General features: G+C 69.3%; 6 protein-coding genes. 1 reads left to right on the top strand and 5 read right to left on the bottom strand.

The window, feature by feature from the left end; genetic code table 11:
- Window positions 1–5: 5 nt before the first annotated feature.
- The 4 genes from EJI01_RS01075 to EJI01_RS01060 are packed head-to-tail and all read right to left on the bottom strand — an operon-like array spanning window position 6 to window position 4607.
- On the bottom strand, window positions 6–971 hold the full coding sequence (locus tag EJI01_RS01075; protein WP_126835262.1) for an ABC transporter permease: 966 nt from the start codon (window positions 969–971) through the stop codon (window positions 6–8).
- Between the two features lie 39 nt (window positions 972–1010).
- Window positions 1011–1988: an ABC transporter permease gene (locus tag EJI01_RS01070; protein ID WP_126835261.1), complete on the bottom strand. Its 978-nt coding sequence runs from the start codon at window positions 1986–1988 to the stop codon at window positions 1011–1013.
- A 19-nt stretch (window positions 1989–2007) separates the two neighbouring features.
- Complete coding sequence (locus EJI01_RS01065) at window positions 2008–3018, bottom strand: M14 family metallopeptidase (RefSeq protein WP_126835260.1); 1011 nt, start codon at window positions 3016–3018, stop codon at window positions 2008–2010.
- Window positions 3019–3029: 11 nt separating this feature from the next.
- A complete protein-coding gene (locus EJI01_RS01060; protein WP_126835259.1) occupies window positions 3030–4607 on the bottom strand; it encodes an ABC transporter substrate-binding protein in 1578 nt (525 codons plus the stop codon).
- Window positions 4608–4833: 226 nt separating this feature from the next.
- On the opposite strand from EJI01_RS01060, the gene EJI01_RS01055 reads away from it, so the two are divergent.
- Window positions 4834–5736, top strand: a complete 903-nt coding sequence (locus EJI01_RS01055; protein WP_126835258.1) for a helix-turn-helix domain-containing protein — start codon at window positions 4834–4836, stop codon at window positions 5734–5736.
- A gap of 22 nt (window positions 5737–5758) precedes the next feature.
- Here the strand turns inward: EJI01_RS01055 and EJI01_RS01050 are convergent, their stop codons facing one another.
- On the bottom strand, window positions 5759–15913 hold the full coding sequence (locus EJI01_RS01050; protein ID WP_126835257.1) for a LysM peptidoglycan-binding domain-containing protein: 10155 nt from the start codon (window positions 15911–15913) through the stop codon (window positions 5759–5761).
- Between the last annotated feature and the right edge of the window lie 22 nt (window positions 15914–15935).

The raw sequence follows: 15935 nt of genomic DNA, 5'->3' as shown, positions 1-15935 counted from the left end.
GGCACTCATTGCTTCTGCAGGCGCGGGTTCAGCACGTCGCGCAGCTGGTCCGCCACCAGGTTGATGGCGAGGATGGTCGCGAGCAGCATCAGGCCCGGGTACAGCGACATCCAGTACTTGCCGGCAAGCAGGTACTGCTGGCCGTTGGCGATCATCAGGCCCAGCGAGGGCTCGGTAATCGGCACACCGATGCCGAGAAAGGACAGAGTCGCTTCCAGCGAGATCGCGTTGGCCACCTGCAGCGCCGCGACCACGATCACCGGCGGCAGGCAGTTGGGCAGCAGGTGCCGGAACACGATGCGCGCGCCCGAGAGGCCCAGGCCGTGCGCCGCCTCGACGTATTCCTTCCTGCGCTCGATCAACGCGGCGGCGCGCACGGTGCGCGCGTAGTAGGCCCATTGCACCGCCACCAGCGCGAGCGCCACGTTGCCGACCCCCGGCTTGAGAACCGTGATCAGCACCAGCGCGAGCAGGATGGCCGGGAACGACAGCTGGATGTCGACCACGCGCATCAAGAAGGCGTCGAGCCGCCCGCCCGCGTAGGCGGCCAGCAGCCCGAGCGTGCTGCCGATCGACAGCGCGGCCAGCGTCGCGACGATGCCGATGCCCAGCGAGATGCGCAGGCCATAGAGCATGGCGGAGAGCATGTCGCGCCCCTGCTCGTCGGTGCCCAGCAGATAGATGCGGCCCGACGCTGCATCGGCGCTCGGCGAGCCCGGCGGCAGGCGCCCGTCCAGGATGTCGAGCTGCGCGAGGTCGTAGGGATTCTGCGGCGCGAGCACCGGCGCGAACGCGGCGCTCGCGACCAGCAGCAGCAGTACCAGCGCGCCGACCAGCGCCAGCCTGGACTCGGCGAACTGGCGCAGGAAGACGCGCAACGGCGAGTCCGCCGGTGGGCTCGCGGGCCGCGCGGCCGGCAGCAGCGCGGGCGTGCCGATCTCGTCGCCCAGGGTTGCAAACTGAGTGCTCATGGTGAATGTTTTTGGTTGGAGTTCGGGGGACCTTGCGCGTCAGGCGGCCTGGTCGCTCAATCGCACGCGCGGATCGAGCGCCGAGTAGGCGATGTCCACCAGCAGGTTGAGCAAGGTGAACATCGACACCACGATCAGCAGGTAGGCCACCACGACCGGCCGGTCGAGCAGGCCGATGGATTCGATGATCAGCTTGCCTGCGCCCGGCCACGCGAAGATGGTCTCGGTGACGGCCGCGAAGGCCACCAGTGCGCCGAACTCCAGTGCCATCACCGTGACGATCGGCACCATGATGTTCTTGAGCACGTGCACGCCGACCACGCGCGTGGGCGACAGGCCCTTGGCGCGCGCGAACCTCACGTAGTCCTGCGTCAGCGCCTCGCGCGTGCCGGCGCGCGTGAGACGCGTGACCAGCGCGAGCTTGAAGAGCGCGAGGTTCACCGCCGGCAATAGCAGGTGCCGCAGGCCCTCGGCGCTTAACATCGACAACTGCAGGCCCAGCACCTCGCGCGTCGGCCCGCGGCCGCCGGCGGGCAGCCAGCCGAGCTGCACCGAGAACACCACGATCAGCATCAGGCCGACCCAGAAGGTGGGCAGCGAGAAGCCCAGGATCGAGCCGGTCATGATGGCCTTGCCGGCCATCGATTCGGGCCGCAAACCGGCCCACAGGCCGAGCGGGATGCCGATCAGCAGCGCGATCGCCATGGCGACGCAGGCCAGCTCCAGCGTGGCGGGCAGCCGCTCCAGCACCAGTGCGATGGCAGGCACGCCGTGCACGAAGGACTTCCCGAGATCGCCCTGGAGCGCCCGCGAGAGGAAATGCTGGTACTGCAGCAGCAGCGGCTGGTCCAGGCCCATGGATTCCACGAGCCGCGCCCGCTCCGCCTGGTCGGCGTCCATGCTGATCAGGATGTCCGCGGGGTTGCCGATCAGGTAGACGCTGGCGAAGACCAGGATCGACATGGCGAAGAGGACCACCAGGCTCTGCGCCAGGCGTCGGATCACGAATGCGAGCATGTGCGTTCTGTGGGTTCGTTCAGGCCGCTGGATGCGCGATGCGCTGCATAAGGTAGCCCAGGCAGTCCTGGCGGATGGCGCGCACGTCGCGCGTCAACATCGCGGCAGTGGCGCCCTCCTTCAGCCGCAGCTCGGCGCCATTGCGCAGCAGCAGGCCTTCGATCGGCTCGTCGGCGAAGCCGCGCACCTGCAGCGGCTCGATGGCCAGGTGCGCTGCGGTGGTGGCGAGCACGCGGTCGGCCTGCAGCGTGCAGAAGTTCATCGACTCGATGTCGGCGGGCAGCCGGACGTCCGCCTCGTCGCCGTCGATCGAGAGCGTGATCGATTCCGGAATCTTCAGCACCGCATAGGCCTGGAAGATGTCCAGCGGCGCCGCCTCGGCTTCGGCGCCGAAGCTCTCGGGCGTGGCGTGCAGGCAGCGCTCGATCAGGCGCGCGGCCTGCACCACCCCCTGCGCGTTGCCGATCTCGCCGCATTCGCAGGTGATGGTCGGGCACAGCGGCGCGAACGCAGCGCCGAGCGACGACTGCGCATGGATCAGCACGCCGATCGGCGAGAACCAGCGGGCCAGCCGCAGGTGCTTCTCGTCCAGCGCGCCGAAGCAGGAATAGAGCGGATTGCGCCCGGAGTTGTTGTGCAGGTCCAGCGCGGCGAAGACTGCGCGCTGCTTCATGAGCTCCAGCACGGCCGCGGCCATGTGCTCGAACTCCGTTGCCGGCGGGGCCGAGGTCCAGATGCGGTTGAAGTCGGGCTGGTGGTCGAGCCTGCGCACGCCTTCCTTGGCCGCCTCCACGTTGCCGACGAAGATCGACAAGGCGCGCGGCAGCGGCTTCGCCGCATGCTTCGCCAGCACCGACTGCAGCGCGTGCAGGCCCACGTCCTCGTTCCCGTGCAGCAGGATCGAGACGAAGAGCGGCGGCTGCGCTTCGCCCGGCAGGTGGATCAGCGTCGGGCCCGGCAGCACGCGATGCAGGTCGCGCGCGGAGGCGGTGGCGAAGCCGGAAGGCAGATGGTGGAGTTGCTGCAGCATCGCGTGGCCGCCTAGTCCGGCCGGACCTGCGACGCGAGCGTGAACTCGTCGACGCGCGGCACGAAAGCGATGCCCTTGCGCGCCGCCCAGGTCGCCACCTGGTTGTAGAGCGGGATGATCGCGTAGTCCTTCTTCAGCGCCAGCTCGGCGGCTTGCTGCAGCAGCTGCTCGCGCCTCTTGTTGTCGACCGTGTGCATGGCTTCGGTCAGGAGCGCGTCGAACTGCGGATTGCTGTAGCTGCTCCAGTTGATGGCACCCATGCCCTTGTCCTTGTCGGCCGTGCCGAGCAGGCCGCGCATCGCGCCGGCGGGCTCGCCGCCGCCGACGCCCCAGCCGAGCAGGCCGAAGCCCAGTTCCTTCTTCGACGCACGCCCGATGTAGGTCGACATCGGCGACACCTGCACCTTGGTCGCGATGCCGCCGCGCGTGAGCATCTGGCCGATGGTCTGCACCACCTGCTCGTCGTTGATGTAGCGGTCGTTGGGGCCGAAGATGGTGAGGCCGAAGCCCTCGGGGTAGCCGGCTTCGGCCAGCAGCTTGCGTGCGCCCGCGACGTCGACCGCCTCCGGCTTCAATGCCGGATTGAAGCCGAACATGCCGGGCGCAGCCACGTTGGCGGTCGGCACGCCGAGCTTGTCGAGCACGCGCTCGGCGAGCACGTTGCGATCGATCAGCTTCGAGATCGCCTGCCGCACGCGTGCGTCCTTCAGCGGGTTCTTCTGAAGCGGCTTGCCTTCCTTGTCGGTCACGAAGGGCGAGCTGTCGCGGTGGTCGGTGTAGAGGAACATGACGCGGCTCGACACCTTGTCGAAGACCGCGAGTTCCTTGTTCTGGCGAAACTGCGGCACCAGGTTGGCCTGCACGTTCTCCACCAGCTGCACGTCGCCTGAGAGCAGCGCCGACATGCGTGCCGAATCTGCGGGCAGCATGCGCAGCGTGAGCGAGGACCAGGCGGCCTTGGCGCCCCAGTAGTCGTCGAAGCGTGCGAACTGCACCGACGAGCCCGGCGTGAACTTCACGATCCTGAACGGGCCGGTGCCGGCGTCGAGCTTGACCTGGTTGAAGTCGTCCGTGCTCGCCTTCTCGGCCAGCTTCTTCGACACGATGAAGATGCGCGTGAGGTCGTTGGGCAGCAGCGGCGACGGCGTCGCGGTCGTCAGCTGCACGGTCAGCCGATCGATCGCCTTCTTGCCGGTGATGCTGCGCGTGTAGGTCGCGAAGGAGCTCGGGCTGTTGGCGATGGTCGCGGGCCGGTCGAGCGAGAAGATCACGTCTTCCGCCGTCAATGCACTTCCATCGTGGAACTTCACGCCATCGCGCAGCTTGAACTCCCAGGTCGTGTCGTCGAGCGTGCGCCACGAGGCGGCCAGCGCGGGGATCAGCCGGGTATCGGGATCCAGAGCCACCAGGGTTTCGTAGGCGTGGTTGACCACCGCGCTCACTGCGTCGTTGTTGTAGAAGTGCGGGTCCACCGTGCTGGGGTTGCTGCTCAGACCGATGCGCAATTCCTGTCCATGCGCGAGGCTCGCGCCGAATGCGAACAGCACCGCGCACAGAAGGCCGCGCGGGCCGCCTTGTCTCCATCTCATTGGTTGCTCCGTCCTCAAAAAAAGATCAGTTCGCACGAGCGTCGGCACCCGGCACGCGGACGTGGGGGGTTTTGGACACCGCGGCTTCACAGATTCGTCCGGCGCTGGCATGCTCCATGCACTTCGAATCGGCGTGTCGACTGCATCGCAATCGACGCCTGTGAAGTTATCAAGGGGCGGCTTTCCCGCCTTGTAAATTCTTAATGTGCAATGCACGCGGCCTTCGATGGAACTCGTTGACTCCTGCTACTGGCGCGACGCTGAGCTCGCGGGCCTGCAATTCACTGCCAACCGCTTTCGCCAGGGCCAGATCCGGCCGCACCGGCACTTCGGCTTCGCGCTCTCGGTATCGGACACCGAGCTGCATCTGCGCACCAGCCGGGGCGTGACGGTCGTGCCGCCGGGCACGCTGATGCGCATCGCGCCGCAGGTGTGGCACTCGGTCGAGGCGCGCACGACGCCTTGGCGCGAAGATGCGATGTACTGCAGCTTCGCGGTGGCGCGCTGCGTCAATCCGCCGGACACATCGCGCGAGCCTCTGCCGGTCGAAGGCGATGCGGAGATCGCGCTCTTTCCGCAGGCTTCGGCCGCGCGCGACTTCATCGAGTGCCATGCGCTGCTGCGCGAAGCGCAGCGCAGCGCAAGCGTCGATGACGCTGCGTCCGGCCGCCAGCTCGTGCGTGACCGGCTCGCGCAATGGATCCCGATTCACCCACCGCTGGTCGACGGGCGCGCTGCACCGCTCGTGGTCGCGGTCGCGGATGCAGGCGACGATCGGGTGAATCGCCTCTACCGAATGATCGCCTCGGGCTTCCACCAGCGCATCACGCTGGAAGGCCTGGCGGGCGAAGTCGGCTGGCATCCGGTGCACCTGCAGCGCCGCTTCAGGAATGCGCTGGGCTTCACGCCGCACGAGCTGCTGGTGGGCCATCGCATCGAGTACGCGCGCGACCTGATCGCCGGCGGCGCGCGCGTTACCTACGCGGCGCACGCGGCCGGCTTCAGCGACCAGAGCCACCTGCACAAGACTTTCCTCAGCACCTACGCGGTGGTGCCCGGCGAGTACCGGCGGCTCTCGGCGTTCGATGCGTTGCAGCCGCTGGCTGCGCGCAACGGGATCGTCGAGTAGCCGCCGGGGCCTGTCGCTGCCCTCAGGCCACCTGCGCTTCCGAACTCGGCTTGACCTGGAAGTCCGCCAGCTCGTTCGAGGCCGGCGACCCCGAGCTCCCTTCCAGATTGAAGAGCTGCGCAAGCGCGGCGTTGGGCGGCGGCGCGACACGTTGCGGTGCCGGCACATCGGCCGTCGTCGCCAGCAAGCTCGATGCGGCGAAGGGCTGTGCGCCCGCCGACAGCATGAACGGCCCGTTCAGCGGCGGCCTTGTCGTTCGCGGCGGCGTGACCGTGGTCGCGGGCGGTGACGGCGACTGCGACGGCGTCGGCGAACGCGATGTGGACGGTGAAGGCGAACGCGACGTGGACGGTGAAGGCGACCGTGATGCGGAGGGTGTCGGGGGCCGCGGCGTAGAGGGTGACGGCGATGTCGATGACGACGGCGGCAGGGTCTGCGATGTGGATGGCGATGGCGACTGCGGCGCGGTCGGTGTCGGTGTCGGCGTAGGTGCCGGCGCAGGCGACGGCGTCCCCGCCTTGCGCTCTGCCTCCTCCTTCTCGCGCAACAGTATCAGCAACTCCTCGAAGCCGACGATCAGCGGCACGCCGATGGCCAGCTTGACCATGGGCGGCAAGCCCTTCCGGATCACCGCGTCGGGCTTGGTCTTCGGCGCGCCCCCCGGCACCGGGGCAGCCGGCGTTGCGTTGCTGTCCGTCGGACGCTTGGCATTGCCCAGCGGCGCGTTGAAGGTCGACACGAGGTCGGAGTGATAGACATCGGCACCCTTGCCGTGCCTGCTCCTCAGCTCGCCCTGGTAGTCCTGCTGCAGGCCGCGGAAGGCGATGACCTCGCCGACCAGCTTGCCCGCGACCAGGCCCGCATGGAGCCATTGCCCGCTGGAGACGGCCTGCACGCCCTCGATCACGGTCCCCGTCGTCAAGTAGATCAGGCCGTTGGCATCGCCCCATGAGGACCATTGCGCGAGGCGCGCGAACTTGGTCGGCTTCAGCAGCGGGTTGCCGTTGATGTCCAGGCCGTTGTGCGTCGCCGCCTCGACGCTGCCCATGCCCTTGATCCAGCGCCGCACGACATTCTGGTTCTCGGTGCTTTTGTACGTCTTGACGGGCTTGCCTTTGTGGTTCACGGGAATGAAAGGCGCCGGTGCCGGCGTGGCTGCCGCGCCCTGCGCCGGCGTCTGCTGCTTGGCCTGCTGCTGGGCCTTCTTCTGCAGGGCCTGGTTCTGTGGGCTTTCCGGATCGTGCGTGATGGTCATGTCGACGCCGTGGCGGCTCTTCTGAACTTCCGCGAACTTCGCGGCCACGGAGGCGGCCAGCCCGGTGTTGTTGGCCCAGACGAAATAGACGCTGCCCGGCATCCCGACCGCCTTCTCCGATGTCAGGCCGTCGACCCAGGCTGTGGTGTCGTAGATCGGGTCCAGCACCAGGCGCGTCGCGCCCGAGTTGCTCCACGCGAAGCTCGCGATGCGCGCCGACAGCAGCGCGCGGCCCACGGGCGTGTTGGAGGTTCCGAGCTTGTCGCCGATGCCCTCCAGCACCTGGTGCGAGGCCGGCGGGTTGGCCCTCAGGTGGTCCATGGCGCGCGCATAGGCCGCGTGGGCGGCTTCGTCGGCGAGCGCGCGTGCCGCGGGATCGCTGGCGTGGGCCGTCCTGCTGGCCTCGAGCGCATCGCCGAGCTCCTGGTGGATCTGCTTCATCCTCGTTCTCAAGGTCTCCGCTTCCAGCTCGATCGTGTGGCGGTCGGCCTTGTGAATGCCTCGCCAGGAACCGCGGTAGTGCGTGGCCATCCGCTGGACCCGGTCGAGGCCGACCAGCTGGAGCGTCAGCATGGCCTGCGGGTCCGCAGGGTTGTGCGCGAGCGCATCGATGGCCTGCCTGTAGCGCCGGCGATCCTCGTGCGGCACGTTGCGCACGAACATGCTTCCGCGCAATCGGCCGGCCTGCTGCTGCGCGCGCAGCACCAGGGCGGCCGTGTCGAGCACCGTCGCCGCGTCAGCGACGCGCTGCACCTCGTCGGGCGTTTTCGGCTTGATGCGGATGTCCTGCATCGCCTGCTCGTACTGGGCCCTGAGCTGCGGCGGTATGCGATTGAACCTGCCGCGCGCGCCGACCATCGGCAGGCCTGCGCGCTGGTAGGCCGCTGCCGTCAGGGTGTCCAGTGCCGTGGTATTGCCGGGATCCTTGCGCAAGGTCTCGATCGCGGCGAGATTGGCGGCCCGGTCGCTCCTGCCGATGCCATCGCGGCGCGCGATGCCGCTGGCCAGCTGCGTGCGCAGCTGGGTCAGCGCAGCCTCCTGCCTGTCGGGATCCGCGATCTCCTTGATCAGGGCGAAGGTGTTGTCGTGATCGGGCGAGGCATGCTTTTGCATGCGCACCTTCAGCCCCTGCTTGAAGCCCGCGGCCAGCCCGCGGTAGAGGAAGGCATCGAAGGCGTAGCGCAGGAACATGTCGCGCGTGCCGGCGTAGGTCGCGACCGAGGCGCCTGCAGCGGTCGACCAGCCGAGGCTGGCGCCGCCGAAGCGCATCGCCGCATAGGTGGCGCCGGCGGTTCCGATCATCGTGGCAGCGGAGAAGAGGCCGACCTTCCAGCGCTGCTTGAACGAGTAGGTTTTGTCGGTGACGCTCATCTCGTTGCGCGGGTCGATGAACTGGTCGCCGGCCCTCGGGATGTGCCGGTTCGGCGTGTTGCGGTTGGCAATGCTCACCGGATTCACCGTGCCGTCCGCGTTCACGAAGACGATCCCGTCGGTCTGGGCGTTGGTGAAGCGCAGGTTGCGCACGCCCGCCGCCAGGTCGAGCTTGGAATCCACGAGTCGAACGACTTCCTGCGCCTGTCCCCTGTCCGTCGCCATCTGCTGCGCGGCGGCCTGTGCCTCCTTGAAGGTGCCGAAGACGCGTTTGACGCCGAAGCTGTCGTCGGCGCCGCCCTGCAGGACCTTGGTCGCGTCATCCGGAATGGCGTAGCGCTTCGCGACGTAGTCGGGCGCGCCGAAGGCGGACGGTGCCCTGCCCCGCAGGTAGTTCGCGAGCCTGGACCGCAGCGACTCGCTGCGCGCCTTGTGCCCGTCGGGCGAGTTGGCGCCGACCAGGTACGCCGTCTGGTCGGCGTCGGCCTGCGTCGCCTGCAGCTTCGGGTCGAAGTTCGCCACGTTGTCCGGGCCTGCGTATTTCGGCCGCGGCGCGGTGAAGCTTTGGCTGCCTTCGATGACGAGGTCGAAATCGACCGAACCTGCCGAGGTGGCTGTCACCTGCCAACCCTGGAAAGCGGGCGCCGGGCCGGTCGATGGTGGCTGGGGCGCGGGCGGCGTGGTCGCGGCGGTCTGCGGTGGCGGCGTGGTCGCGGCCGGCGGTGGCGGCTTGGCCGCGGCCGGCGGCGGTGGCTTGGTCGCGGCCGGCGGGGGTGGCGTGGTCGCGGCCGGCGGGGGTGGCGTGGTCGCGGCCGGCGGGGGTGGCGTGGTCGCGGCCGGCGGGGGTGGCGTGGTCGCGGCTTGTTGCGCCGGCGTGGCCGTTGGTTGTGTGCCGTGAACGGCTGGCGCGTTGGCGCTCTGCCATTGCCGGAAATAGATGTTCGGAATGCCGACGCCGAGGACTTCGCCTCCCGCCGACACGAAGGTCGCGCCACGGCGGTCGGCAGGCTCGACGTGGCCGACCTTCGCGAGACGGTTCCTCCCCGCCGGCGCCAGCACCTGGTGGACATACGCGCCGCCGAGCCCCGCCGCCGCGGCCTGCGCGTCGGCGTAGTTGTCGAAGATGTCGGATCGCTTGGCACGCACCTGCGCGCCGTCGTAGCCCGATACACGGGACACGACGAACACGCTGTTCTGCATGGCCGAGGACAAGGACTGCCGCCATGCCTGCTCGTGCGGCGCCAGCTGCACGGCCGGCCCCCCTTGTGCCGCGGCCTCCTGGTCGGCCATCAGGCGCGGCGCCGCGGCAGCGACGTCGGCCCACTCGGGTCCGGCCACTTGCGGCGGCCGCGGCGCGCGGTTCGAATCGAAACGGATATTTCGCCCAGCCACCAGGTCCTGCGGCCAGCTCTCGGGCAGCGGCTCGTCGGCGAGCGCGCGCGCGCGTGCAATATCGTCCTGCGAGCGAACGGTGTGGTCCACCCGCGGGTGGGCACCGTTCTGCGTCTCGATGACATGGACGACCGGCGCGTCGAAGCGCGACGCGTTGCGGCCCGACAGCCCGTCGATCAGCACCACCTCGCCGCCGCGGACCACGTAGTTGATCATGTGCGAGGTGTCGCCGGCGTCGCCGCCCAGCACCACGAAGCCGCGCGAGCCGTCCGGCAGGCGCGACAGATGGTCCATGGTCGCCGCGCTGTCGTCGAAGCGCGTGATCGGCGGATCGCCGTAGAGGCCGCGCACATCCGCCAGCGTTTTCGCGCCCGAAGGCACGGCAGACATGCGCGTGCCCGGCGCGCTCAGCATGCGGTCGATGGTGACCGAGATGTTCACGCAAGCCGTCATCGAATCCGTCGTGTTGACTCGGCCGTGGATGCCGTCGAGTCCATGCGCCTCGCCGAGCTCCACGCGCCAGCTCGGGTCGGAGGACGCGCTGTGCGCAGCGTCGGCGCGCGCGAGGAAGCGGTAGTCCTGTTCGCCCTCCGGCTGCCGGACAGCGCGCACGTCGATGGACGTCGCGCGCGTGCTGCCCGGCGCGCTGCCGGGCTCGAAGGCGGGGCCGGTCTGGATGCGGCTGCCGCGGAAGGTGTTGAAGACGTGCACCATCTCCGCATTGGTCAGCACCGGGCGCCCCAGGTGCTGCCCTACGAGACCGAGGTATTCCGGCGACAGATTGCAGCCCAGGATCAGCACGGCCGATCCGTCCTCGGGCAGGCGGCCCGCGGCCTCGATGCGCTGCGCCGCCTCGCTCGGCGCGAGCGGTGTCTGACCGTCGGCATCGAGCAGCCAGTTCTGCGAACTCTCCTGGCCCGTGCCGGGGTCGCGAACGCGCACGCCGACGCTGGCGCCTGCCACCACGGGAACATCCTGCACGCCCTTGAGCCGCTCCATGGCCAGCCGCAGCCGGCCGAACTCGGGCGTGGTCGGAATCAGATTGACGTCGACGCCGCGCGACCTGCGCCAGAAGCCCCTGCCGCGGTTCGCCGCGAGCGTGCTCAGCTCGTCGCGGCTGGCGCCCGCCGTGTCGGCGCCGTCCGCGCCGTCCGCGCCGTCCGGGGCGTCCGGGGCGTCCGGGGCGTCCGGGGCGTCGGCGCCGTCGGCGCCGTCCGCGTCATCGGCGTCGCTGCGTCCGTCGGCGCCATCTGCCGAATCGGCGCCCTCGGCGCCGTCCGATGCATCCGGCTTGCCCGGCGCCTCTGCAGATGTCAGAACCCTGTCGGCCGAAGCGGCGGCGGTGGCGACGAGCACCGTCGCCGTGGGTGGCACGCTCGCAGGCGCGGGAATGTCCGGATCGGGCGGTGCCACCGGTTGAGCGGGTGCCTCCGGGGTCGGCGTGTCCACAGGCGTGTCCGCCACGTCCGCTGCATCCTCCGTGCGGGCGGGGTTCGTCGCGTCGGCCGTGTCGGCCGCGTCATCCGTGCGGGCGGGGCTCGTCGCGTCAGCGGTATCGGCCGCGTCATCCGTGCGGAAGCTCGCCGGCACCACCGTGTCGTCCGCCGGATCGTTCACGACGTCGTCGCGCACCGGGCGCCGCGCGCCGCTTCCCGCGCCGTCGTCCGCACCGAGGTGGCCCACATAGCCGCGCGCCGTCGCCATCCGCTGCGGATGGAAGGCGATGCTGGTGATGGTGCCGGGCAGCGTGCCCACGCCGGCCGCCACCAGTTCGCCGGTGTTCATGTGGCGGCCTTCGAGCAGCAGCGCGGAAACCTCGGCAATGCCGAGGTTCATGGCGCCGTCGTTGATGGCCTGCAGCGCGACGCCCGTCACCGGCCGCAGCAGATCCATCCGGATCGCGCCCGAGACGCTGCCGCCGAGCGGCGCGAACAGGACGTTGATGCCGGCGTTGGCGAGCGACTTGCGAAGCCGCTCCAGGCCTTCGGGCGTGCCGAGCTTGCCTTCGATCGCGAGCTGGAGCGCATCGACGCCGACGCGCCCGGCACCGTCCACGCCCTGCCCCACGACCTGGGCGCCGGCGCCGATCGTGACGCGCTGGCCCAGGTTCAAGGTTCCGCCGCGCGCGACGACGCGGCCCGTCATGGCCGCGCTCATCTTGACGCCCGCGGCCACGCCGCCGCCTGTGACCAGGTTCGTGGCGCCGTCGATCACCTTGTCCTTCAGCGCCATGCGGACTTCCTTGCCGGTCACGTCGTCCGTGAAGATGGCGCCGGCGCCCAGCCCGAAGAGCGAGACGTGGCCATCGTTCGACAGCGCCTGTCCGTTCGCCATGGCGCCGACGTCGTTGGCCAGGTCGTAGGCCTCGTTGACCAGCATGCCCGCGGCGGCGCCGGCGAAGATGTTGCCCGTCACCAGCGTGACGCCCAGCGCCGCGCCCGCTGCGAGCACCGTGCGCACTGCCGTGTCGATGGTGCCCCAGGTCTCGTCGGTATCCCGCAGCTGCTGGGTCCAATCGGCCGAATCGATGTTGTAGGCGCCCATCAGGGCGTCGCGGTCGCGCACGTACGCTTGCAGCGTGGTGCGGCCGGCGTTCAGGTCGTCGTCGAGCCGCTCCGCCGCCTCGATCTGCTCTTGGGTGTAGGTCTGGGCATCGTCGGCGGTATCGCCGAACATCGCCGACCACCCGTCCCGCACGAAGCTGTGGTTGTCGATCCCGTCGTTGATGCGATCGAGATCGGTCTGCATGCGCTCCCGGTCTTCGGCGCTGATCCGCCTCTCCTCGGACTCGGCCTGCCGCTGCGCCTCGATGGCCGGGCGCAGCAGCTCTCCCGCCGGTGTCGCGAGAATGTCTTCGCGCTGCTCCAGCCGGTACTCGGCGGCCCGCACCGACATGGTCGTCGAGGGTTCGCCCAGCTCCTCGTACTGCGCCCAGAGTTCGGGATGCTTCGCGCTCCACTGCTCGATGTAGGCGGCCGACGCGTCGATCGATCGACGGCGGCGGGCATTGCTCAGCGTGGTGATCCGGTTGTTGAGTTCCTGCTGCTCGCGCCAGTTGTCTTCCTGGTAGCTTTTCAGCGCCTCCTGCCGCCGCTCCTCCGTGTCGCGCTGCGCGACGGGCAGGGTCAGCAGGTAGCGCTGGAAGTTCGCGTCGTCCTGGCTCAGCAGGCCGCCGATGGTGAGCTGCGTCACGTCGTCCTCGACCGCATCGAGCTCTTCCTGGCGCGGAAAGGCGTCGGCGTAGGCGTCCGGGTTCTCCTGCACCCAGGCGTCCTTCTCCTCCTGCAGCGCGTCGATGTCGTGCTGCAGGACCGCGATGTCCGCATCGGCCTTGGCGCCCACCGCCTCGTCGTAGGCGATCTGCGCATTCGCCTCGTCCTCGAGCGCCTGGTTGCGCCGCAGCCACGCCAGCCGCTCCGGCCGCGAATCGGAGCTATCCACTTCGTCCCACAGTTCCTGCGCCTGGGCGAACTCCTTGCGCGCGGCCTCGTCCGCTTCCTCCGCGGTGCGGTAGCCGCGGTTCCAGCCGCCCATCGGCACCTGGCCTTGTTCCTTCCACTCCTTGATCTGCTCTTCGTCGAGACCGGGCCAGAGCCAGCTCGTCTCCTTCCAGTGCTGGTACTGGGCCTCCAGCTCGGCATCGGCCTCTTCCCGGGCTGCGGTGGCGTTCTGCAGTTCGCGGTCGGCCTCCAGGAAGTCCACGTTCGCGTCGGCCGACACGCTCATGTCGCTGAGCTGGTCGATCAGGCCGAGCGCTTCGTTCAAGAGCTCGGTCGACTTGGTGTGCGCCTCGGTGCCGGGGCGCGTGTTCGTCTGGATTTCGTAGAACTCGCGCGCCAGCGTGATCACCGTGGCCTTGTCCGAGGCCGTGGCCACCTGGTCCGCCTTGCCCTGCTGGATATCCACCACCGCCTGGGCGTCTTCCAGCTGGCTGCTCAGCACCCGGCGTTGTTCGTACAGCTCGGAGGGGTCCTCGCCCATCTTCTGCCAGAGGCGGATCTCCTGGTCCAGATCGCTGATCTGGCTTGCGATGGCGTTCACCGTCTGCTGCCGGCTGTCGACCAGGCTTTGCGCATAGCCGACGCCGCCGGCCATCTCGACGGTGGAGAACGTTCCGGTCTCGGGGTCGTACTGGCGCACCTCGAAGACCGCGTCGCCCGCGATCGTCTCGCGCTGCATGCTGTCGTGCTGGTAGTCGTAGCGCTCGATCACCACTTCGCCGCTGTACGGATCGAAGAGCGTCGTAGTCTGCACGTCGCCGTTGTCCGAAGTCGCTTCCTGAACGTCCACGGTGCCCGGCTCCATGAGCGCCAGCACCTGCGATTGGCTCATCTGCATGTTCGCCGCGACCTGGGCGACGGTGAGGCCATCCTCGAAGATGCTCTCGCGGATGTCCTCGGCCTGCGCCTCCTGCTCGCTCTTTTCGCCGGCGAGGGTGACCCTCTCGCCTTCCGGCGAGACGTAGACCACCTGCTGCTCGCCGTCGCCCGTCGTGCGGGTCTCGAGGATGGAACCGTCGTCGTTGAAAACCTGGACGGTCGTCGGCGAGGTCGCGACCACCAGCTCGTCGCCCGGATGGATCAGGTCCGGATTCTCGAGGTTCGGGTTGAGCGCCAGGAACTCGGCCTCGGTCATGCCCTGCGCCCGGGCGAGTTCGCCGACCGTGTCGCCGTGCTTCACCTCGTAGGTCACCGGCCCGGCGCCCATCTCGGTCGTGGTCTCGACGCGCCGCCCCTGGTCGTCGAAGTCGATGCGGGTCTCGGTGCCTTCCTCGTAGTCGGTGATGACCGACACCTCCTCGCCGGTCTGCGGGTCGGTCACCGTGTGATGGATGCGGCCGTCGCTGTCCTGCATGGCATCGATGGTCCGGGTGCCACCGGGCGCGGCCGGGTCCTCGTAGCTTCCGCGCACGGTGAGCGAATCGTGCTGGTAGTCGCGGTAGTAGCTCAGCTCCACATCGCCCTGCTTCAGGGTGGTGGTCTGCACGTCGCCGTTGCCGGAGTTCGCCGCGGTGGTCGTGATCTCGACGCCGGCCTCGCTGGCCTCGGAGATGATCTGGTCGGTACTGACATTGCGCTCCCTCGCGATCTCTTCCACGCTCTTCCCCTGCGCGATGGCCGCGACCGTGTCCGACACCTGTTCCGTGCCGGGCGGCGCATAGAGGCCCTCCACAGGATTCTCGGAGCCGGTTTGGGCACCCGGCAGGGGAAACGGCGCCACCTGCAGCAGCGGCTGGAGCGGGTATTGCGGCGCGGGCTCGTCGTCGCCGTAGGAGACCTGGGCGAGCAGGTTGTTGTTGCCATAGCTCAGCAGTGCCGGGCTGGTGACGCCGTCGGTGCCGGCGGCGGTCGAGAAGGTCGTGGCCGTCGTCGTCGTGAACAGGAGCGGCTGCTGCGCCGTCTGCTGCGTCTCGTCGTACTCGTCGCGCGCGGCGTTGGCCTCGGTGCGCAGGCGCGTGGCCTCGTTCCTGGCTGCATTGATCTCGTCCCAGTCCGTCTTGCCGTAGGCCTGGGCCGGCAGCCCGGGCGGCGGCTCCAGCGATGCGGCGTGGTTCTCGGCCTCCTGGGCCTCCTGCTCCGTCCGGGCGTAGGTGTCCGCGGCCGTGGACGTGGTCTGGGCCCGGCCATAGGCAAGCTCGGCCGTCCTCAGTTCCTGGTCGGTCTGCGCCGATGCGCGACCGTCGGGGCTTTGCCGTTGCTCCCTCTTCTGCGCGACCCGCGCGTCGGCGAGCTCGACGCCCCGGTCCTCGAGTGCGAGCTTCGCCGTTTCCTTCTTCGAATTGGCCTCAGCGAGGTCGTGGCCCTGCTGCGCCGAATGAGCGGCCGTGTTGTTGGCCTCCGACGGGTTGTTGCGCGCCTGCTCCTGCGCATCCTCCAGCTGCTGCCGCGCCTGCGTCAGCCTGGCCTGCGCCTCGGCCTCGCGCCGGCGCGCCTCGCGGGCTGCCTCCTGGGCGCGCCGCAGCGCCTCCAGCAGGGCTTCCAGCTCGCGCTGCAGCCGTGCTGCACGCGCGGCCGCCGCATCGGCCGCGGCGCTGCTGCCGTTGTCGTTCGTGGTCTGCTGCGTCTGCTGCGTGCGCTGTTGCTGCGCCGCCTGGTTCGCGGCCGCCTGCTGCGCCGTGCGCGATACGCCGCCGCCGTCCAGAAGCATCATGAGGGCCATCGTTCGTTTCCTTTTCAGATCG

Source organism: Variovorax sp. MHTC-1 (assembly GCF_003984645.1).
GTDB lineage: Bacteria > Pseudomonadota > Gammaproteobacteria > Burkholderiales > Burkholderiaceae_C > Variovorax.
This window is presented reverse-complemented; position numbering and strand designations above follow the sequence as displayed.

What these genes read in the sequence shown, in the direction of transcription:
- EJI01_RS01075 (WP_126835262.1), bottom strand. Translation starts at nt 971, where the DNA reads ATGAGCACTCAGTTTGCAACCCTGGGCGACGAGATCGGCACGCCCGCG.
- EJI01_RS01070 (WP_126835261.1), bottom strand. Translation starts at nt 1,988, where the DNA reads ATGCTCGCATTCGTGATCCGACGCCTGGCGCAGAGCCTGGTGGTCCTC.
- EJI01_RS01065 (WP_126835260.1), bottom strand. Translation starts at nt 3,018, where the DNA reads ATGCTGCAGCAACTCCACCATCTGCCTTCCGGCTTCGCCACCGCCTCC.
- EJI01_RS01060 (WP_126835259.1), bottom strand. Translation starts at nt 4,607, where the DNA reads ATGAGATGGAGACAAGGCGGCCCGCGCGGCCTTCTGTGCGCGGTGCTG.
- EJI01_RS01055 (WP_126835258.1), top strand. Translation starts at nt 4,834, where the DNA reads ATGGAACTCGTTGACTCCTGCTACTGGCGCGACGCTGAGCTCGCGGGC.
- EJI01_RS01050 (WP_126835257.1), bottom strand. Translation starts at nt 15,913, where the DNA reads ATGGCCCTCATGATGCTTCTGGACGGCGGCGGCGTATCGCGCACGGCG.